We start from the raw sequence: 18,367 nt of genomic DNA on the forward strand, positions 1-18,367 counted from the left end.
CTGCGGCCATACGGTACGCCGCTCGCAGGACGGGCCCTGTCAGATGGCCCGGTTTCGCCCCTGTCCCTGCTGGTCAGAGCGATCCTATCGCCTGCGGGGGAGTGGACTCGCGGTGCGTCGTGAGATGCGTAACGCGACCGAGGCCACTTTGCGCAAGCGAACGGACGGATGCGGGGCCGGAGCGACACCTCCGGCCCCGCATCCGGGTCTGGACGGGCCTGCCTCGGACTGGCCCGAGCCCTGGCTCAGCCCTGCGCGCCCACCAGTGTGGCGTCCACGCGGGCTCCGTGGGCTCCGTGAGCAACAGCCATGCGGTGCTCCGCGATCCGGTCCGCCGCGACAGCCGGGGGGATGCCGTCCGCCTCGGCCTTCGCGAAGATCTCCAGCGTCGTGTCGAAGATCTGCGCGGCCTTGGCCCGCGCCCGCTCCATGTCGAAGCCGTGCAGCTCGTCGGCGACCTGGATCACGCCGCCGGCGTTGACCACGTAGTCCGGCGCGTAGAGGATGCCGCGCTCGGCGAGGTCCTTCTCGACGCCCGGGTGGGCGAGTTGGTTGTTGGCCGCCCCGCAGACGATCTTCGCGGTCAGTACGGGCACCGTCCCGTCGTTCAGCGCGCCGCCCAGCGCGCACGGCGCGTACACGTCCAGCGGCAGCCGGACCAGCTCGTCGGTGGAGGCGGCGACCCGTACGCCCGGGTGCGCGGCCAGCACGCGCTCGACCGACTCCCGGCGTACGTCGGTGACGACGACGTCGGCGCCGTCGGCGACCAGGTGGTCCACCAGGTAGTGGCCGACCTTGCCGACGCCGGCGACCCCGACCGTACGGCCGGACAGCGAGGGCGCGCCCCACAGGTGCTGCGCCGCGGCGCGCATGCCCTGGAAGACGCCGTAGGAGGTCAGGACGGAGGAGTCGCCGCAGCCGCCGTTCTCGGGGGAGCGGCCGGTGGTCCACTCGTTGACCCGGGCGATGACGTCCATGTCCTGCACGTAGGTGCCGACGTCGCAGGCCGTCACGTAGCGCCCGCCCAGGGAGGCGACGAAGCGGCCGTAGGCGAGGAGCAGCTCCTCGCTCTTGAGCTGCTCGGGGTCGCCGATGATGACGGCCTTGCCGCCGCCCAGCGCCAGACCGGCCATGGCGTTCTTGTACGACATGCCGCGCGCGAGGTTCAGCGCGTCCATGACCGCCTCCTCGTCGGAGGCGTAGGCGTGGAAGCGGGTGCCGCCGAGGGCGGGACCCAGCGCGGTGGAGTGGATGGCGATGACGGCCTTCAGGCCGCTCTCGCGGTCCTGGCACAGGACGACCTGCTCGTGGCCGCCCTGCTCGGACCGGAAGAGGGTCCGCAGGACGGGGGAGACGGGCGAGGAGGCTCCGTCGGCGCTGACGGAGGACGATACGTCGGTCACGGTGGTGACTCCGGTTATTCGCGGGACGCCCTCCTATGGGTGGGGAGGGCCTGTCGGTCACCAAGCGTAGAACGACGGCCCGTCCCCGGGGCCCCGGTGGGCGGACGGATACGAGGGCACGCCCCCGTGAGGTACAGCACATCAGTCTGGGGGAGACTCGACTGCGTAGCCGGAAAGGGGAGTGGCGTGGCGCTGGTGTCGTCGGTGGTGGTTCCGTACGCGGCCTACCTGAGGGTGTACGAGCCGCTGGCCGCGTTCCCCGAACCGGAGCGGAGCCGCTGGTACCGCTATGCCCGGCGCGGTGTCCTGCCCGATGTGCAGGAGGAGCTGCGGCGCTCGCTCGCCGAGCTGGCCGGCACCCCGCCCGGCGGCGTACCGGCGCACGAGAGCGAGGAGGCGTTCGTCGCGGTGCTCGACGGGGTGACCTGCGTCTGCCCCTGGCGCACCCGGCTGCGCGCCTGGCTGGCGCTGGCGGAGCTGGAGTCGGAGCTGCCCGAGCCCGTGCTGCGGGCCGCGCTGCCGGAGGTGATGCGCGAGGAGGCCGCGGCGGACCACGCGCACTGGATGGCGGAGAACCCGGACGCGCGGCCGTGGATCCGTAGCAGCGTGTGGACGGTCCCGGTGCGCTGGTTCGTGCTCTTCTCCGACGGGGAGCGGGAGTACGAGCCGGCCGGCCCTGTCGGCGGCCCCGACGGCGGCGGCGCCGCCGCGAGCGCGCCCCTGATGCGCTACCGCACTCCGATGGCGCAGGCCCGGCGGCGGGTCGCGCGCGGGCTGCGCTCGCTGCGGGACGCCACCGAGCGGGCGGTGGAGTCGGGGGAGGCGGCGGAGTACGGGGAGGAGGGTCCCTACGTGGGCCTGATCGAGGGGCTGACGGACGTCGGGCGCTGGCTGGAGGAGTTCCATCCGCGCTCGCTGGTGGAGCTGGACTACGGCGGCCTCGTGCACGCGCTGCCCAAGGAGCACCTGGAGGGCGACCACTCCGCCGCGGACGTCGCGGAGGGGCTCGTCGCGCTGGCGGCGGGCGAGGGGGAGCGGGCGAACGAGGCGTCCCGGCGGCTGGCGGAGCGCTGGGCGGCGGTGGGGGACCGGCGGTTCGCGAGCTGAGGTGTGGCTCTCAGTGCCCCTCAGTGCTCTCAGTGGCTCTCGGTGTCCCTCGGTGACCGGCGGGGACGGTCGCGGACCGGTCGCCAGGACTCGGTTCGGCAACCCTTACCGGATCTCTACCTGCGGAACCTAGTGCGAAGGGCGATTCCGGACTAAGGTCCTCCGCATGTGACTGAGGGTCACGGTGGGGCAGGAGCTTCTCCCGTTCGCGGGATGTGGGCCACCTGCCGCTCGGGACGTAGGTCCCGATCCGGGCCAATGCCCTAAGCGTGATGGATTGCACGTACCGGGGCCTTGCCGCCATCCCATACCCTCGTGTCAAAATAGGACAAGGAGTCCAGGGTGGGTACCTTGCGTCCAACTTCGGGCGGATTGTCGGGTATTGATCTCGGAGGGGGTCTTGTGGCCTCTGATGGTGCTGTAACTGATCGTCGCGAGTGAGTGACTGTCCGTTATGGCACAGTCCATCGGCTTCCGCTGGGGTTGAACACCTCAGAGGGCAATTCCATCGGTTTGGGCCACGGTGCTGGACAGATGGTGTAGTTGTAGTGCCGAGGACAAGCCGTTCGTCCTATAACCGACTCGGCCCGCGTCCCGCCATTTCGGGCAACGTGGGTCAAGGTGCAGAATTTAGAGGAAAGAACCGAGTTCGTTCGGTTCTCCCGAGGAGGCCGCTCATGACCGCTCGCACCCCTGATGCCGAGCCGCTGCTGACCCCTGCTGAGGTTGCCACGATGTTCCGCGTCGACCCCAAGACGGTCACACGCTGGGCGAAGGCGGGCAAGCTCACGTCCATCCGCACGCTGGGTGGGCACCGTCGCTACCGCGAGGCGGAGGTCCGGGCGCTGCTTGCCGGGATCCCGCAGCAGCGCAGCGAGGTCTGACGCACCCAGCGTCAGCAGTAGCAGCAGTAACAACTACATATCCGGGCGCTCCGGGACCCCCATCCCGACTTCGGCGCCCTTTGCACGACATGTCGCGCTGGACTCCGCCGGGTCCGGCGCGACGTCGTTGTGTACGGGCGGCGAGGGTCCGGCGCACCCCCTCCGAGGTGCGCGGGGGCGACTCCCCGGGAGAGTGCAATTGCATATATAAAATTGACCCGGCCTAAGAGGGGTGTAAGTGACCCGGGTTCGCAAGGGTTTTCGTGACTCCCGTCACGTCGCAGTGATGTTGCTGTGCGTGACACGCCTACGGTAAAGGGGAGTTGCCGCAGCGGGCGGGAGGCGCGGGTCGGCCGTACGGGGCGGACCTGCGGGCCGGGAGAACGAGAGAGGCCGGAGCCATGGGCTCCGGCCTCTCTCCACGTGCGGTCCTGACGGGATTTGAACCCGCGGCCTCCACCTTGACAGGGTGGCGAGCACTCCAAACTGCTCCACAGGACCTTGCTCTCGCAACCTCGGTGCCGTGCTGCTCACCGCGTCGCGAGACATGACTCTACAGCAGTCCAGGGGGTGCGGTCGAACCCGTAAGGCCCCAGGTGGGCGCCAGGTGACCGGCGTCACCGGCCGGGCGGCGCCAGCGCGTCCACGGCCTTGACGATCCGCTTGTCCGAGATCGGGTAGGCCGTGCCCAGCGCGTGCGCGAAGTAGCTGACCCGCAGCTCCTCCAGCATCCAGCGGATGTCGCGCACCGCCTGCGGCACCGGGCGCCCGGCGGGCTGCTGCTCCAGCAGCCACAGGTACTCGTCGCGCATCTCGCGGACCTTCGCCATCCGGGCCCGGTCGCGCTCCACGTTGGTCGGCAGCTGCTGCAGCCGGCGGTCCGCGGCGATCAGGTAGCGCATCAGGTCGCCCAGGCGCCCCACGCCGTGCTCCGTGACGAAGCCCGGCTTGATCAGCCAGGCCAGCTGCTCGCGTACGTCCTGCAGCGACTCCAGCAGCACCGGGCTCTTCAGCGACTTCAGCCGCCCCTCCGCCGCGTGCCAGGCCGCCAGCACCTCCTGGACCTGGCGGATGGCCGCCATCGTCGCGTCCACCAGGTCGGCCCGTACCGCGTCGAAGAGCTTGCGGAAGCCCTCCTCGTCCCAGGCGGGGCCGCCGTGCTGCCGGATCAGGCGGTCGGCGGCGGCCGTCACGCAGTCCTCGAAGAGCGGCTGGACGCCGCCGTGCGGGGAGCGGGAGAGGGCCAGCTTGGCCTGGTTGGAGAGCTTGTCGTTGGCGTACTTCGCCGGGTTGGCGGGGATGTTCAGCAGGATGAGGCGGCGGGTGCCGCGCCACATCGCCGCCGCCTGCTCGGCCTCGGTGTCGAAGAGCCGCACCGCCACCGAGTCGCCCTCGTCGGCCAGCGCCGGGTACGCCTTGACCAGGTGGCCGCCGCGTTTCGTCTCGAAGACGCGCGGGAGGGTGCCGACCGTCCACGTCTTCAGGCCGGTGCGCTGCTCGGGGGCGCTCAGGGCGCCTGGTGCGCCGCCCGCGGCCGGGGCAGCCTTCTCGAAGGCCCTGTTGATCGCGGCGCTGGTCTTGGGCTTCAGCTTCAGCCGCAGCTCCTCCAGGTCCTTCGCCTCCGCGATCTTCCTGCGGCCCGCCGCGGAGCGGCTGCTGGACGCGGTGTCGTAGACGCGGAACGTGATGCGCAGGTGCTCGGGGACCTTCGACCAGTCGAAGTCCTCGGGCCGTACGTCCACGCCCTTCATCCGGCGCAGTCCGGCCGCCAGCGCGACGTCCAGGGGCTCCTGGAGGGGGACGGCGGAGTCGAGGAAGGCCGCCGCGGTGTTGGGCGCGGGGACCAGGTGGCGGCGGATCGGCTTGGGCAGCGAGCGGATCAGCTCGGTGACCAGGTCCTCGCGCAGACCGGGGATCTGCCAGTCGAAGCCCTCGGCGGAGACCTGGTTGAGGACCTGCAGCGGGATGTGGACGGTCACGCCGTCCGCGTCCGCGCCCGGCTCGAACTGGTACGTCACCCGGAACGTCAGCGCGCCCTGGCGCCAGGAGTCCGGATAGTCGTCCTTGGTGACGTCCTGGGCGCGCTCGTTGATGAGCATCGACTTCTCGAAGTTCAGCAGCTCCGGTTCCTCGCGCTGCTTCTTCTTCCACCAGGAGTCGAAGTGCGCGCCGGAGACGGCCGTCTCCGGGAGGCGCTGGTCGTAGAAGTCGAAGAGGGTCTCGTCGTCCACCAGGATGTCGCGGCGGCGCGCCCGGTGCTCCAACTCCTCGACCTCGGTGAGGAGTCTGCGGTTGTCGGCGAAGAACTTGTGGTGGGTGCGCCAGTCGCCCTCGACCAGGGCGTTGCGGATGAACAGCTCGCGGGAGGTCTCCGGGTCGATGCGCCCGTAGTTGACCTTGCGCTGGGCGACGATCGGCACGCCGTAGAGCGTGACGCGCTCGTACGCCATCACCGCCGCCTGGTCCTTCTCCCAGTGCGGCTCGCTGTAGGTGCGCTTGACCAGGTGCTGGGCGAGCGGCTCGATCCACTCCGGGTCGACCTTCGCGTTGACCCGCGCCCACAGGCGGGAGGTCTCCACCAGCTCCGCCGACATGATCCAGCGCGGCGGCTTCCTGAAGAGCGCCGAACCGGGGAAGACGGCGAACTTGGCGCTGCGGGCGCCCAGGTACTCGTTCTTCTCGGTGTCCTTCAGGCCCAGGTGGCTGAGCAGGCCGGCCAGCAGGGACTGGTGGACGCGGTCGGGGTCGGCGTCTGCGTCGTTCAGCTCGATGCCCAAGGTCCGCGCCACCGAGCGCAGTTGGGCGTAGATGTCCTGCCACTCCCGTATCCGCAGGTAGTTCAGGTACTCGCGCTTGCACATCCGGCGGAAGGCGGAGGAGGAGAGCGCCCGCTGCTGCTCGCGCACGTAGCGCCAGAGGTTGAGGTAGCCCAGGAAGTCGCTGGTCTCGTCGCGGAAGCGGGCGTGGTGCTGGTCGGCCTGCTGCTGCCTGTCGGAGGGGCGCTCGCGCGGGTCCTGGATGGAGAGCGCGGCGGCGATCACCATCACCTCGCGGGCGCAGCCGTTGCGGTCGGCCTCCAGCACCATGCGCGCCAGCCGCGGGTCGACGGGGAGCTGGGCGAGCTTGCGGCCCGTCGGGGTGAGCCGCTTCCTCGGGTCCTTCTCCTTCGTGTCGAGCGCGTGCAGCTCCTCCAGCAGCTGGACGCCGTCCTTGATGTTGCGGCGGTCCGGCGGGTCGATGAAGGGGAAGCGCTCGATGTCGCCCAGGCCCGCGGCGGTCATCTGCAGGATGACGGAGGCCAGGTTCGTACGGAGGATCTCCGCGTCCGTGAACTCCGGGCGGGTGAGGAAGTCGTCCTCCGCGTACAGCCGGATGCAGATGCCGTCCGCGGTACGGCCGCAGCGGCCCTTGCGCTGGTTGGCGCTGGCCTGCGAGATCGGCTCGATCGGCAGGCGCTGGACCTTGGTGCGGTGGCTGTAGCGGGAGATCCGGGCGAAGCCGGGGTCGATGACGTACCGGATGCCCGGGACGGTCAGGGAGGTCTCCGCCACGTTGGTGGCCAGCACGACGCGGCGGCCCGTGTGGCGCTGGAAGACGCGGTGCTGCTCGGCGTGCGAGAGGCGGGCGTAGAGGGGGAGGACCTCGGTGTCGCGCAGGTTGCGCTTCTCCAGTGCGTCGGCGGTGTCGCGGATCTCGCGCTCGCCGGAGAGGAAGACCAGGATGTCGCCCTCGCCGCTTCCCTCGCGCTGCAGCTCGTCCACGGCCTCGCAGATCGCGGTGACCTGGTCGCGGTCCGCGTCCTCGGCCCCTTCTTCGAGGAGGGGGCGGTAGCGGACCTCGACGGGGTACGTACGGCCGCTGACCTCGACGATCGGGGCGTCGCCGAAGTGCCGGGAGAAGCGCTCGGGGTCGATGGTCGCGGAGGTGATGACGAGCTTGAGGTCGGGGCGCCTGGGGAGGAGCTGGGCGAGGTAGCCGAGCAGGAAGTCGATGTTCAGGCTGCGCTCGTGGGCCTCGTCGATGATGATCGTGTCGTACTGGCGCAGCTCGCGGTCCGTCTGGATCTCGGCGAGCAGGATGCCGTCCGTCATCAGCTTCACGTGCGTGGTGTCGGAGACCTGGTCGGTGAAGCGGACCTTCCAGCCCACGGACTCGCCCAGCGGGGTCCTCAGCTCCTCCGCGACGCGCTCGGCCACGGTGCGCGCCGCGATCCGGCGCGGCTGGGTGTGGCCGATCAGGCCCTTCACGCCCCGGCCCAGCTCCAGGCAGATCTTGGGGATCTGGGTCGTCTTGCCCGAACCGGTCTCGCCCGCGACGATCACGACCTGGTGGTCGCGGATCGCCGCGAGGATGTCGTCCTTGCGCTGGCTGACCGGGAGCTGCTCGGGATACGAGACCTCCGGCACGGCGGCGCGGCGGTCGGCCACGCGCAGCTCGGCGCGGTCGACCTCGCCGGCGATCTCGGCGAGCGCCGCCTCGCGGGCCTCGGGCTTGCGGATACGCCGGGTCCCCTCAAGGCGCCGGCCGAGGCGCTGCTGGTCGCGCAGCGTCAGTTCGGGGAGGCGGTCGAGGATCGCGGGCAGCTGGGGGGTCTGGGCACTGGACATACGGGGTCCAGGATCGCACCTGGCCGGTCCGGGCGGCGAACGACTTTCCGTGAGGTGGCGCTCACCGGGGGCGGGCGCCGCGTTCCCGGCTCAGGCGGCCGTGATCTCCGCCATCTCGAAGTCCTCCTTCGCCGCGCCGCAGTCCGGGCAGGACCAGTCCTCGGGGATGTCCTCCCAGCGGGTGCCGGGCGCGATGCCCTCCTCCGGCCAGCCCTGCGCCTCGTCGTAGACGAAACCGCAGACCTGGCACTGCCACGTCCTGGGGTTCACGCCGGCACCTCCTCGAAGTCGATCTTCTCGCGGACGCCGCAGTCGGGGCACGGCCAGTCCTCGGGCACCTCGGCCCAGGGCGTACCGGCGGGGAAGCCCTCGCGGGGGGCGCCGGCGCGCTCGTCGTACACGTAGTCGCAGACGGGGCAGCGGTGGGCGCTCATGCCGGCACTCCGTAGCGGGCGCGTTTGGCGGGGTGGACGTTGGAGCGGGTGAGGTCGCCGTCGTAGTGCGCGCGTACGCGGGGGTCCATCACGCGGCGCCAGAGCGGCGGGACGTACGCCAGGAGGATCATCCCGGCGTAGCCCGTGGGCAGTTCGGGGGCGTCGTCGTCGTGGCGCAGCGCCTGGTAGCGGCGGGTGGGGTTGGCGTGGTGGTCGCTGTGGCGCTGGAGGTGGTAGAGGAAGACGTTGGTGGCGACGTTGTCGCTGTTCCAGCTGTGGCGCGGGGCGCAGCGCTCGTAGCGGCCGGATGCGGTGCGCTCGCGCAGCAGGCCGTAGTGCTCGGTGTAGTTGACGGTCTCCAGCAGGCAGAAGCCGAAGACCGCCTGGCCGAGGAGGTAGGGCAGCACGCCGGGGCCGAAGGCGGCGGTGAGGGCGCAGAAGAGGACGGCGGTCAGCGCCCAGGCGCTGAGGATGTCGTTGCGCCAGGTCCACGGGCCCGTGCCCAGGCGGCGCAGCCGGGCCTTCTCCAGGCCCCAGGCCGAGGTGAGGCTGCCGGACACGGTGCGCGGCAGGAAGCGCCAGAAGCTCTCGCCCAGGCGGGCGCTGGCGGGGTCCTCGGGGGTGGCGACGCGGACGTGGTGGCCGCGGTTGTGCTCGATGAAGAAGTGGCCGTACATGGTCTGGGCGAGGGCGACCTTGGAGAGCCGGCGCTCGACGGACTCCTTCTTGTGCCCCAGCTCGTGCGCGGTGTTGATGCCGATGCCGGCGACGCCGCCGAGGGTGACCGTCAGGCCGATCCGGTCGACGAGGGCGAGGTCGCCGGTGGTGAGCAGCCAGCAGCCGAGCACCAGGCCGGCGTACTGCAGGGGCAGGTACAGGTAGATGCACCAGCGGTAGTAGCGGTCCTGCTCCAGCCAGGCCAGGGCGCTGTCGGGCGGGTTGGCGGAGTCCTTGCCGATGAGCAGGTCGGCGAGGGGGAAGACCACGTACAGCAGGAGGACGCCCAGCCACCAGAAGACGGCCAGCCCCGTCGCGTGCACCAGCCCCCAGGCGAGGAAGGGGAAGGCGGGGACGATGAGGCCCATGAGCCAGTAGTAGCGCTTGGGATCGCGCCAAGGGGGGTCGGTGGTGCCGTGCCGGCTGTCCTGACGGAGGTCCGCTGCCATGTGACGCGCTCCTTGCCCACGGGTTACGTCGGTGGAGGTTAATGTCCAGTAGTTAGGCAGTTGCTCGGAAAAGTGTCAACGGTTCTGACAGGATCGACGGAGTCCTGACCACTGGGGAGTTGGGGTGTGATGACGGGATTCCGGCAGGCCGTGCGCACGCTGCTCCGCGACCGGATCCTGGACGCGGCCTACGGGCTGGTCGCGGCCGAGGGCTGGGGGCGGCTGCGGATCGCGGGTGTGGCGCGGGCGGCGGGGGTGAGCCGGCAGACGGTCTACAACGAGTTCGGGCGCGAGCCCCGGGAGGCCATCGGGCGCGCGCTGGTCGAGCGGGAGACGGAGCGCTTCCTGCTCGGCATCCACCGCGAACTGGAGTCGCACCGGGGCGAGTTGCTGGCCGCCGCACGGGCCGGGGTGGGTTTCGTACTGGCCGAGGCGCAGGGCAATGCGCTGATCAAGGCGATCCTCACGGCGGAGCGGGGCGGGGGCGACGACGAGCTGCTGGCGTACCTGACCACGCAGGACCTGGTCTTCGACGCGGCGACGGGGATGCTGGACGCCTATGCGGCGGAGGCGTGGCCGGAGGTGGACGAGGTGTCGCGGAGCCTGGCGGTGGAGACGATCGTGCGGCTCACGGTGAGCCACATCGTGCGGCCGTCGGGATCGGCGCAGGAGTCGGCGGGGCGGATCGCGGGGATCGCGGTGCGGGTGGCGTACGGCGGGGAGGGTGCGGGCGGGGGTGCCGGGCGGTGAGGTCGGGCGGTCAGGTCGGGCGGTCTGGTCAGGTCGGGTGGCCAGGTCGGGCGTATCGGCGGTTTTCGTACGTTTCCGGAAGCCCCGCTGAGGTCTGCTACGCTAATCCAGCGACGTCACCCCAGGTGGGACGCCTACCGGAGTCCGGTGGGGAAACCGTTTTGGGAAGTCGCACCCCCCTGTGCGAGACTGTGTCTCACGCGCAAGGTCCTGTGGAGCAGTTTGGAGTGCTCGCCACCCTGTCAAGGTGGAGGCCGCGGGTTCAAATCCCGTCAGGACCGCCGGATGACTCCTCGGAGTCGTCTCGGCTGGGTAGCTCAGTTGGTACGAGCGACCGCCTGAAAAGCGGTAGGTCGCCGGTTCGACCCCGGCCCCAGCCACATCGGCCCCTCACCGGGCCTGAACCCCCGCCGGATCTCCGGCGGGGGTTCTTCCATGGGGCCCGGCTCGCGGTCCGTACCGGACGGGGCGCCGGGGTCTACCGCTTTGGTGATTGGCCTGCCCATCGCCTATCCTGCTGGTGTCCCAGAAGCATCATCCATGCTGATGGCGACTGCTCGCCCTCATCGTCTAGTGGTCTAGGACGCCGCCCTTTCAAGGCGGTAACACGGGTTCGAACCCCGTTGGGGGTACACGCGACCAAGGCCCCGACCCGCATCCCGGGTCGGGGCCTTGGTCGTTTCGGGAATCGGGGGCCGGCCCGGTCGGCGGGGCGGTAGCGTCCCGGGCATGAGTTCGAAGATCGATTATGCCGATGCCCTGGATCGTGCCGTCTCCCTGGCGCTCAAGGCGCTGCGGGAGGCGCCCGACGATGCCGAGGCGTGGGGTGTGCCGGCCGCGGGGCTGGAGTGGACCTGCTGGGAGACGGCCGAGCACCTGGCCGACGACCTGTTCTTCTACGCGGCGGCGTTCGCGCCGCGGCGGCCGGATCTGGAGCGGCACACGCCGATCGCCTATACGCGGGCGCGTCCGCAGGCCCCGTACAACTCGATCTTCGCCGATCCGGAGCGCGGGGTCGCCGGGCTGCTGTACGTGCTCGAGGTCTGCGGTGCGGTGCAGGTCTCGCTGACCCGCACCGCCTCCCCCGAGGCGCGCGGCCACCACGGCTTCGGCGTCTCCGACCCGGACGGCTTCGCCGCGATGGGCATCGTGGAGACGCTGCTGCACACGTACGACATCACGGCCGCGCTGACCACGGCGTGGACCCCGCCGGACGAGCTGTGCGTACTGGCCTTGGACCGGCTCTTCCCGGACGTGCCCCGCGAGCACGCGCCCTGGCCGACGCTGCTGTGGGCCACCGGGCGCGGGGAGCTGCCCGGTCTGGAGCGGCGCGGGACGTGGCGCTGGTACGGCGAGGTGCGCGACGCGGGCTGACCGGGGGTGAACGACACCGGCCCCCGACGCCTGGGCGCCGGGGGCCGGATCTGTGTAGCGGGGACAGGATTTGAACCTGCGACCTCTGGGTTATGAGCCCAGCGAGCTACCGAGCTGCTCCACCCCGCGTCGGTAGGACCACTCTATGCCATCCGCGGGAGGCCGCGGACCACGATGCCGTCCGCCGCGGTCTGGTCGAGGTCCCGGGCCGGATGCCGCGGGTGATCGGGGTTTCGCTGAGGACCTGACCACGGACCGGGAGTCGGTGGACGGTCTGCTGTCGGAGCTGGACGAGTACGCGGTGGAGCAGGGTGGTTGGAGCGGACTTCCCCCGGGTCGGGGGCGAGCCCGCTCCCGTACGTACCGCCGCCTCACCCCGTGGAGGCGGAAGGCGGCGGTGAAGCACCCTCCCCGCCCGGTGTGTTGGACTTCGGGAGGTGGCGGCTGACCTCCGCGCGGGTGCCGCCCAGGCCGTCCAGGGTGATCTCGTCCCACGCCTGCAGCGCCTTCGTCTCCCGGTCCAGGTAGAGCACCGAGGCCGTCACCTTCTCCGGTACGCCCTGCTCCAGCGCCCGCAGTCCGCCGCCGCCCGCCGAGCCCTCGACCATCAGGCGGGTGCCGCCGGGGAGTTCGTACTGCTTGCGGCTGTGCGTGTGCCCCGCCAGCGCCAGCGGGACCAGGCCGTCCGCCTGCCGTACGCACAGCGGCTCGTGCGCGATGGCGATATCGGCCAGCGGCTCTGGGTGCGTCGCGTCCGACGGCGGGCGCAGGGCCGCCGCCAGTACGCGGCCCGCCGCCACCTCCGCCGGATCGCCGGCCGCGTCCACCGAGCGGTCCGGGGTGAACTGCGGGTCGCCGATCCCCGCGATACGCAGCCCCGCGACGCGGACGGTCCGCGCGTCGTCCACCACGATCGCGTTCTCCTGCCGCTCCATCGCCGCCTGGGTGGCGGTCGAGTCGTGGTTGCCGCGCACCCAGACGTACGGCGCCCCGAGCGCGGCGATCGGCTCCAGGTAGCGGTTCTCCGCCTCCGTGCCGTGGTCCATGGTGTCGCCGGTGTCGATGACGACGTCCACCTCGTACTGCTCGACCAGCGAGCGGATGATCCCCCAGGCCGCCGGGTTGAGGTGCAGGTCGGAGACGTGCAGGACACGGGTCGTGGTGGGGTCGGGCTGCCAGACGGGGAGGGTGGAGGTGGCCTCGTAGAGGGTGGTGACGTTGGTGACCAGGCGGGCCAGCTCGCGCTGGTAGACGTCGAAGTCGCTGACGATGCTGCGGGCGTTGCCGATCAGGCTCGGGGCGCTGGCGAGCAGGCCCGAATAGCGGGGCTCCAGTACGGACTTGGGGTTCCACGTCGCGTACGCCCCCGCCCCGCAGGCGATAAGCAGCGCCAGCGCCGTGCCGCCGGCGGCCAGCGCGCGGCCGGGCGTGCGGTAGACGGCCAGGCCCAGCGCGGTGGCGCCGCAGAGCACCGCGACGCCCGAGCGCAGCATGAGGTCCACCGTGCCGTGGCGGATGTCGCGGGTGATCTCGTCCTGCAGCCCGTACAGCCGCTCGGGATGCGCCACCAGCGCGCGCGAGCGCTCCGGGTCGAGCTGGTCGACGTCCACGTCCAGGCGCAGGGGCGCGTGGTGGGTGTCCAGGCGCAGGGCGCCGAGCGGGGAGACGTTGATCTTCGTGCCGCCGGAGACCGAGGGCCGCAGCGTCATCTGGGTGTCCATCGGGCCGACCGGGGTACGGATGCTGCCCACGGCCAGCAGGCCGAGCCAGGCGCCGAGCAGGGTGACGGCGGCCAGGGCCAGGGCGCGGACGTAGGGGCTGGGGTGGCGGGTCGGGGCGAGGGGTGCGGCGCGGGCCATTGGGTCCGTATGCCCCGGGCGGGCGCCCGTATGCGAAGGGCGGGGGAGAATGACGGACGTGCTGGAGATGTCGAGCGAGGAGTTCGAGGAACTGGTCGGCGAGGCGCTGGACCGGATCCCACCGGAGTTGACGCGGCTGATGGACAACGTCGCGGTCTTCGTGGAGGACGAGCCGGACCCCGAGGACCCCGAGCTGCTGGGGCTGTACGAGGGGACGCCGCTGACGGAGCGCGGTGAGTGGTACGCGGGCGTGCTGCCCGACCGGATCACCGTCTACCGGGGGCCGACCCTGCGGATGTGCGCCTCGCGGGAGGAGGTGGTGGAGGAGACGGCGGTGACCGTCGTCCACGAGATCGCCCACCACTTCGGGATCGATGACGAGAGGCTGCACGCGCTTGGGTACGGGTGAGGGGGGCGGGCCGGTCGAGCCGGTCGGGCCGGTCGGGCCGGGCATTGACCCCGACGTCGATCTGCACCGGGCCGCCGACCGGGCCGAGACCGCCGGGGGCGGGCTGTGGCGCGTCCTGGCGGCGGTGTCGGTGGGCGGGGCGCTGGGCGCGCTCGCCCGGTACGGGGCCGGGGAGGTGTGGCCGGCGCCCTGGGGGGTGCTCGGGGTCAACGTCCTGGGCTGCGCGCTGATCGGCGTACTGATGGTGCTGGTCACCGAACGGGGCGGCGCCAGGTGGGGGCATCCGCTGCTGCGGCCCTTCCTCGGTACCGGCGTGCTGGGCGGCTTCACCACCTTCTCCGCCTACGCCGCCGATGTCGTCCACCTGCTGGACGAGGGCCGCGCCGCCCTCGCGTCGGCCTACGCCGGCGGCACGCTCGCGGGCGGACTGGGCGCGGTGTGGGCGGGGGCGGCGCTGACGCGGCGGGCGCTGCGTGGTTCGTACGAGGGGATCGGCCTGCGGTGACCTGGCTGCTCGTCCTGGCCGGAGCCGCCGTGGGGGCGCCGCTGCGGTATCTCGCCGACCGGGCCGTGCAGGCGCGGCACGACTCGCCCTTCCCCTGGGGGACCCTCGCCGTCAACGCGGCGGGCAGCCTGCTGCTCGGCGTCCTGACCGGCGCCGCCGTGACGGGCGCGGCCTCGGCGCTGCTGGCGACGGGGCTGTGCGGGGCGTTCACGACGTACTCCACCTTCTCGTACGAGACGCTGCGGCTCGCGGAGTCCGGGCGCAGACCGCTCGCGGTGGCCAATGTGGCGGTGTCGCTGCTGGTGGGGCTGGGCGCGGTGGTGGTGGGGGCGGAGCTTGCGGGGGCGGGGTGACCGGCGCGCGGGGTGGGGGTGTGCGCCGGTGCCGTGTCCTGAGGGTGGGTGCGGTAGTTGAACCCGGCGGCGCTTCCGCCCGGTTCGCTGTGCGAGCCCCCACGCCCCTTCGCGAGGGCCGAGACGAGGTATTTTCCCGATGGCCGACCTGCCAGCCCGTGCCGTCCGTCCCCTGGCCGTCTCCGCCGCCGCCCTCGCCGCGGTGCTCGCGCTCGGGGGCTGTGTGACCGTCACGGGGTCGGAGCGCACGGTGGCGCCGGGCAGTGACTCCCGGCGCGGGCCGGGGGTGACGACGAAGGACGGCAAGGCCGCCCCGGCCGCCCCGGGCGCACGGGACGGGCGGCACGCGGGCGGCGACCGTAAGAAGGACAAGAGCCGTCCCTCCGAGGGGCCCTCCGCCTCCGCCTCCGCGAAGCCCGACGGCCCCTCGGCCACCCCCGCCGCCCCGGGCGAGCCGGCGCCCTCGCCGCGCGGGCCGCGTACCCGGCCGACGGCTCCGGCGCCCTCGCCGCCCGCTCCGGAGCCCGAGCCGACCCCGCCGCCGCCGGAGCCCGAGCCGGAGCCGACGCCCCCGCCGCCGGAGCCGACGGCGGGTGAGCCGCCGGGGGAGGGGGGCGCTTAGCCACCCCAGGGCGCTCGTGCGGAAGTGCGTAGGGGCTGGTCAGGGGCGTGGATTTGCGTACTGGCGGGGGAGCTGGGTATCGTGGTAGATTGTTTGATCCCATTTGCCCGGCGCCGAGTTGTGAGCGCGCCGTGTGGCGCGTTCCTTTGCCTAACCGTGGCTGACCGCATTGAGGCGGTCGTATGCGATTTTCGCCGCGGAGTCGTGGGCGCGTGCCGATGACTCCGGAAGGTTGTTTTCGCATGTCCTTTTCCAGCCCCGCCCTGTCCAGCGCCGATGCCGATGCCGGCGCTGATGAGCTGACGTCCGTCCAGGACGCGGGCCAGGTTGCGGCGGTCGTCACCGACGAGACCGCCGCCGAGGCCCCCGCTGACGCGGCCCCCGCCGCCGAGGCCCCCGAGGCCCCTGAGCTGACCTTCGCCGACCTCGGGCTGTCCGAGCAGATCGTCAGGAAGCTCACCCAGAACGGCGTCACCACCCCCTTCCCGATCCAGGCCGCGACCATCCCGGACGCCCTGGCCGGCAAGGACATCCTCGGCCGCGGCCGCACCGGCTCCGGCAAGACCCTCTCCTTCGGCCTCCCGCTGCTGACCACGCTCGCCGGCGGCCACACCGAGAAGAAGCGCCCGCGCGGCGTCATCCTCACCCCGACCCGCGAGCTGGCGATGCAGGTCGCCGACGCCCTGCAGCCGTACGGCGACGTGCTCGGCCTGAAGATGAAGGTCGTCTGCGGCGGTACGTCCATGGGCAACCAGATCTACGCCCTGGAGCGCGGCGTCGACATCCTCGTCGCCACCCCCGGCCGCCTGCGCGACCTCATCGACCGCGGCGCCTGCTCCCTGGACCAGGTGCAGATCGCGATCCTCGACGAGGCCGACCAGATGGCTGACCTGGGCTTCCTGCCCGAGGTCACCGAGCTGCTCGACCAGATCCCGGCCGGCGGCCAGCGGATGCTCTTCTCCGCGACGCTGGAGAAGGAGATCGACACCCTCGTCAAGCGCTACCTGGTCAACCCGGTGAGCCACAAGGTCGACGCCTCGCAGGGCGCCGTCACCACCATGACCCACCACGTCTTCGTCGTGAAGCCGAAGGACAAGGCCCCGGTCACGGCGGCCATCGCCGCCCGCAAGGGCCGCACCATCATCTTCGTACGCACCCAGCTGGGCGCCGACCGCGTCGCCGAGCAGCTGCGCGAGTCCGGCGTGAAGGCCGACGCGCTGCACGGCGGTATGACGCAGGGCGCGCGCACGCGGACGCTGGCGGACTTCAAGGACGGCTACGTCAACTGCCTGGTGGCCACCGACGTCGCCGCGCGCGGTATCCACGTCGACGGCATCGACCTGGTGCTGAACGTGGACCCGGCCGGCGACCACAAGGACTACCTGCACCGCTCGGGTCGTACGGCCCGCGCGGGGCGCTCCGGCGCGGTCGTCTCCCTGGCGCTGCCGCACCAGCGCAAGACGATCTTCCGGCTGATGGAGGACGCGGGCGTCGACGCCTCGCGCCACCTCGTCTCGGGCCGCGACTTCGACCCGGAGGTCGCGGAGATCACCGGCGCGCGGTCGATGACCGAGGTGCAGGCGGAGTCGGTGGCCAACTCGGCCAAGCAGGCCGAGCGGGAAGTCGCCTCGATCGCACAGGAGTTGGAGCGCGCCACGCGGCGTGCCGTCGAGCTGCGGCAGGAGGCCGACTCGCTGGCCGAGCGGGTGGCGCGGGAGCGGGGGGAGGTCGCGGAGGGCTCCGAGGGGGCTGCCGAGGCCGCTGTCGCCACTGACGCCGTGGATGCTCCGGTGGCTGCTGCCGCTGTGGTCGAGGCCGTCGGGGCCGTCGAGGCCGAGGTCACGCGGCCGGCGGTCGAGCGTCGGGATGACCGGGGTTCGTCATACGGCCGTGAGCGGGGCTCCTCCTTCGAGCGTCGCGATGACCGCGGTGGCTTCCGCCGGGACAACGAGCGCCGGGATGACCGGGGTTCGTCGTACGGCCGTGAGCGGGGCTCCTCCTTCGAGCGTCGCGATGACCGGGGCGGCTTCCGCCGGGACGGCGAGCGTCGTGACGAGCGCGGGAACTTCGCGCGTCGCGACGAGCGGGGCTCCTCCTTCGAGCGCCGTGATGACCGGGGCGGCTTCCGCCGGGACAACGAGCGCCGCGATGACCGCGGCGGCTTCGCGCGCCGTGACGACCGGGGCTCCTCCTTCGAGCGTCGCGATGACCGCGGCGGCTTCCGCCGGGACAACGAGCGCGGCACGGGCGGGCGTTCGTACGGCCAGGGCGGCCAGGGCGGTCACCGTCCGGCCCAGGGTGGCGGCTTCGCGCGGCGCGACAACGAGCGCGGCGGCTCCTTCGAGCGCCGTGATGACCGGGGCGGCTTCCGCCGGGACAACGAGCGCCGTGACGACCGCGGCGGCTTCGCGCGCCGCGACGACCGGGGCTCCTCCTCCTTCGGCCGCGACGACCGCCGCACCGGCGGCGACCGCCCGTACAACCGCGACAGCCGCCCGGCCTCGGGCGGCGCCCACCGCCCGACCCAGACCGGCGGCTTCCGCCGCCCGGCGCAGGGCGGCGACCACCGCTCGGCGGGCTCGTTCGGCGGCAACCGCCGCGACGACAAGCCGCGTTGGAAGCGCAACGGCTGAGAAGTAGAAGACGAGGGGCCCGCGACACGAGTGTCGCGGGCCCCTCGTCTTTCGGGCACTGGCCGCCGTATTCAGAAGATCCTTCCCGGATATAGGATGCGGGCCCCCGGGCATATGGGGCCGGGGTTGTCTGCATACGGGGTCACGACGTGCCTGGGCGCATGGCCGTGCCTCTCTTCCCTGGGGGGGAAATGCGTATACATCGCGGCCATCGATGGCAGCGGACCGCTCTGGTTGCCTTCACGGCCTGTGCAGTCGGCG

At 72.0% G+C, this 18,367-nt stretch carries 15 protein-coding genes, 5 tRNA genes and 1 pseudogene; 13 read left to right on the top strand and 8 right to left on the bottom strand.

Going from position 1 to position 18,367, the window contains the following annotated elements; all coding sequences use genetic code 11:
• Nucleotides 1-245: 245 nt before the first annotated feature.
• The gene (locus ACFQLX_RS15670; RefSeq protein ID WP_386415480.1) at nucleotides 246-1,403 is read right to left on the bottom strand and encodes a Leu/Phe/Val dehydrogenase; all 1,158 of its coding nucleotides are present in this window, start codon (nucleotides 1,401-1,403) and stop codon (nucleotides 246-248) included.
• A 186-nt stretch (nucleotides 1,404-1,589) separates the two neighbouring features.
• On the opposite strand from ACFQLX_RS15670, the gene ACFQLX_RS15675 reads away from it, so the two are divergent.
• Nucleotides 1,590-2,510, top strand: coding sequence for a DUF8083 family protein (locus ACFQLX_RS15675; protein ID WP_386415482.1), 921 nt, complete (start codon nucleotides 1,590-1,592; stop codon nucleotides 2,508-2,510).
• Nucleotides 2,511-3,187: 677 nt separating this feature from the next.
• Nucleotides 3,188-3,394, top strand: coding sequence for a developmental transcriptional regulator BldC (gene bldC, locus ACFQLX_RS15680; RefSeq protein WP_027749187.1), 207 nt, complete (start codon nucleotides 3,188-3,190; stop codon nucleotides 3,392-3,394).
• 426 nt (nucleotides 3,395-3,820) lie between these two features.
• Here bldC and ACFQLX_RS15685 read toward each other — a convergent pair.
• The 5 genes from ACFQLX_RS15685 to ACFQLX_RS15705 all read right to left on the bottom strand — a co-directional run bounded on the left by ACFQLX_RS15685 (nucleotide 3,821) and on the right by ACFQLX_RS15705 (nucleotide 9,601).
• A tRNA-Asp gene (locus ACFQLX_RS15685) sits at nucleotides 3,821-3,895 on the bottom strand.
• Nucleotides 3,896-4,011: 116 nt separating this feature from the next.
• Nucleotides 4,012-8,001, bottom strand: coding sequence for an ATP-dependent RNA helicase HrpA (hrpA, locus tag ACFQLX_RS15690; RefSeq protein ID WP_386415486.1), 3,990 nt, complete (start codon nucleotides 7,999-8,001; stop codon nucleotides 4,012-4,014).
• A gap of 90 nt (nucleotides 8,002-8,091) precedes the next feature.
• Nucleotides 8,092-8,271: a rubredoxin gene (locus ACFQLX_RS15695; protein ID WP_386415488.1), complete on the bottom strand. Its 180-nt coding sequence runs from the start codon at nucleotides 8,269-8,271 to the stop codon at nucleotides 8,092-8,094.
• The gene (locus ACFQLX_RS15700; protein ID WP_386415490.1) at nucleotides 8,268-8,435 is read right to left on the bottom strand and encodes a rubredoxin; all 168 of its coding nucleotides are present in this window, start codon (nucleotides 8,433-8,435) and stop codon (nucleotides 8,268-8,270) included. Before ACFQLX_RS15700 ends, ACFQLX_RS15695 begins: the two co-directional genes overlap by 4 nt.
• A complete protein-coding gene (locus ACFQLX_RS15705) occupies nucleotides 8,432-9,601 on the bottom strand; it encodes an alkane 1-monooxygenase (RefSeq protein ID WP_386415492.1) in 1,170 nt (389 codons plus the stop codon). The genes ACFQLX_RS15700 and ACFQLX_RS15705 overlap by 4 nt, the downstream gene beginning before the upstream one ends.
• Before the next feature lie 129 nt (nucleotides 9,602-9,730).
• Between ACFQLX_RS15705 and ACFQLX_RS15710 the strand changes: the two genes are divergently transcribed.
• The 5 genes from ACFQLX_RS15710 to ACFQLX_RS15730 all read left to right on the top strand — a co-directional run bounded on the left by ACFQLX_RS15710 (nucleotide 9,731) and on the right by ACFQLX_RS15730 (nucleotide 11,725).
• Entirely contained in the window at nucleotides 9,731-10,351 is a 621-nt protein-coding gene (locus ACFQLX_RS15710; protein WP_386415494.1) for a TetR/AcrR family transcriptional regulator, read from the top strand.
• A 206-nt stretch (nucleotides 10,352-10,557) separates the two neighbouring features.
• A tRNA-Asp gene (locus ACFQLX_RS15715) sits at nucleotides 10,558-10,632 on the top strand.
• Between the two features lie 25 nt (nucleotides 10,633-10,657).
• Nucleotides 10,658-10,731: transfer RNA gene (locus ACFQLX_RS15720), tRNA-Phe, on the top strand.
• A 179-nt stretch (nucleotides 10,732-10,910) separates the two neighbouring features.
• Nucleotides 10,911-10,983 (top strand) — tRNA-Glu (locus ACFQLX_RS15725).
• Between the two features lie 97 nt (nucleotides 10,984-11,080).
• Nucleotides 11,081-11,725, top strand: a complete 645-nt coding sequence (locus tag ACFQLX_RS15730) for a hypothetical protein (protein ID WP_386415496.1) — start codon at nucleotides 11,081-11,083, stop codon at nucleotides 11,723-11,725.
• Nucleotides 11,726-11,780: 55 nt separating this feature from the next.
• On the opposite strand, the gene ACFQLX_RS15735 is transcribed toward ACFQLX_RS15730, so the two are convergent.
• A tRNA-Met gene (locus ACFQLX_RS15735) sits at nucleotides 11,781-11,854 on the bottom strand.
• Between the two features lie 79 nt (nucleotides 11,855-11,933).
• On the opposite strand from ACFQLX_RS15735, the pseudogene ACFQLX_RS15740 reads away from it, so the two are divergent.
• Nucleotides 11,934-12,035: pseudogene (locus ACFQLX_RS15740) on the top strand (electron transfer flavoprotein subunit beta); the annotation flags it as partial.
• 61 nt (nucleotides 12,036-12,096) lie between these two features.
• Here ACFQLX_RS15740 and ACFQLX_RS15745 read toward each other — a convergent pair.
• Complete coding sequence (locus ACFQLX_RS15745; protein ID WP_386415499.1) at nucleotides 12,097-13,584, bottom strand: metallophosphoesterase family protein; 1,488 nt, start codon at nucleotides 13,582-13,584, stop codon at nucleotides 12,097-12,099.
• A 58-nt stretch (nucleotides 13,585-13,642) separates the two neighbouring features.
• Between ACFQLX_RS15745 and ACFQLX_RS15750 the strand changes: the two genes are divergently transcribed.
• From ACFQLX_RS15750 to ACFQLX_RS15770, 5 genes are all read left to right on the top strand, one after another.
• On the top strand, nucleotides 13,643-13,993 hold the full coding sequence (locus ACFQLX_RS15750) for a metallopeptidase family protein (RefSeq protein WP_386415537.1): 351 nt from the start codon (nucleotides 13,643-13,645) through the stop codon (nucleotides 13,991-13,993).
• Nucleotides 13,980-14,498, top strand: coding sequence for a fluoride efflux transporter FluC (locus ACFQLX_RS15755; protein WP_386415501.1), 519 nt, complete (start codon nucleotides 13,980-13,982; stop codon nucleotides 14,496-14,498). The genes ACFQLX_RS15750 and ACFQLX_RS15755 overlap by 14 nt, the downstream gene beginning before the upstream one ends.
• Entirely contained in the window at nucleotides 14,495-14,851 is a 357-nt protein-coding gene (gene crcB / locus ACFQLX_RS15760) for a fluoride efflux transporter CrcB (RefSeq protein WP_386415504.1), read from the top strand. Before ACFQLX_RS15755 ends, crcB begins: the two co-directional genes overlap by 4 nt.
• Before the next feature lie 139 nt (nucleotides 14,852-14,990).
• Nucleotides 14,991-15,473 carry a hypothetical protein gene (locus ACFQLX_RS15765; RefSeq protein ID WP_386415507.1) on the top strand — a complete coding sequence of 161 codons (483 nt, stop codon included), beginning with the start codon at nucleotides 14,991-14,993 and terminating at the stop codon, nucleotides 15,471-15,473.
• A gap of 242 nt (nucleotides 15,474-15,715) precedes the next feature.
• Entirely contained in the window at nucleotides 15,716-18,106 is a 2,391-nt protein-coding gene (locus ACFQLX_RS15770; RefSeq protein WP_386415509.1) for a DEAD/DEAH box helicase, read from the top strand.
• The last annotated feature ends 261 nt before the right edge of the window (nucleotides 18,107-18,367 follow it).

The sequence above is a fragment of the Streptomyces polyrhachis genome (genome assembly GCF_042663125.1).
GTDB classification, from domain to species: Bacteria; Actinomycetota; Actinomycetes; order Streptomycetales; family Streptomycetaceae; genus Streptomyces; species Streptomyces polyrhachii.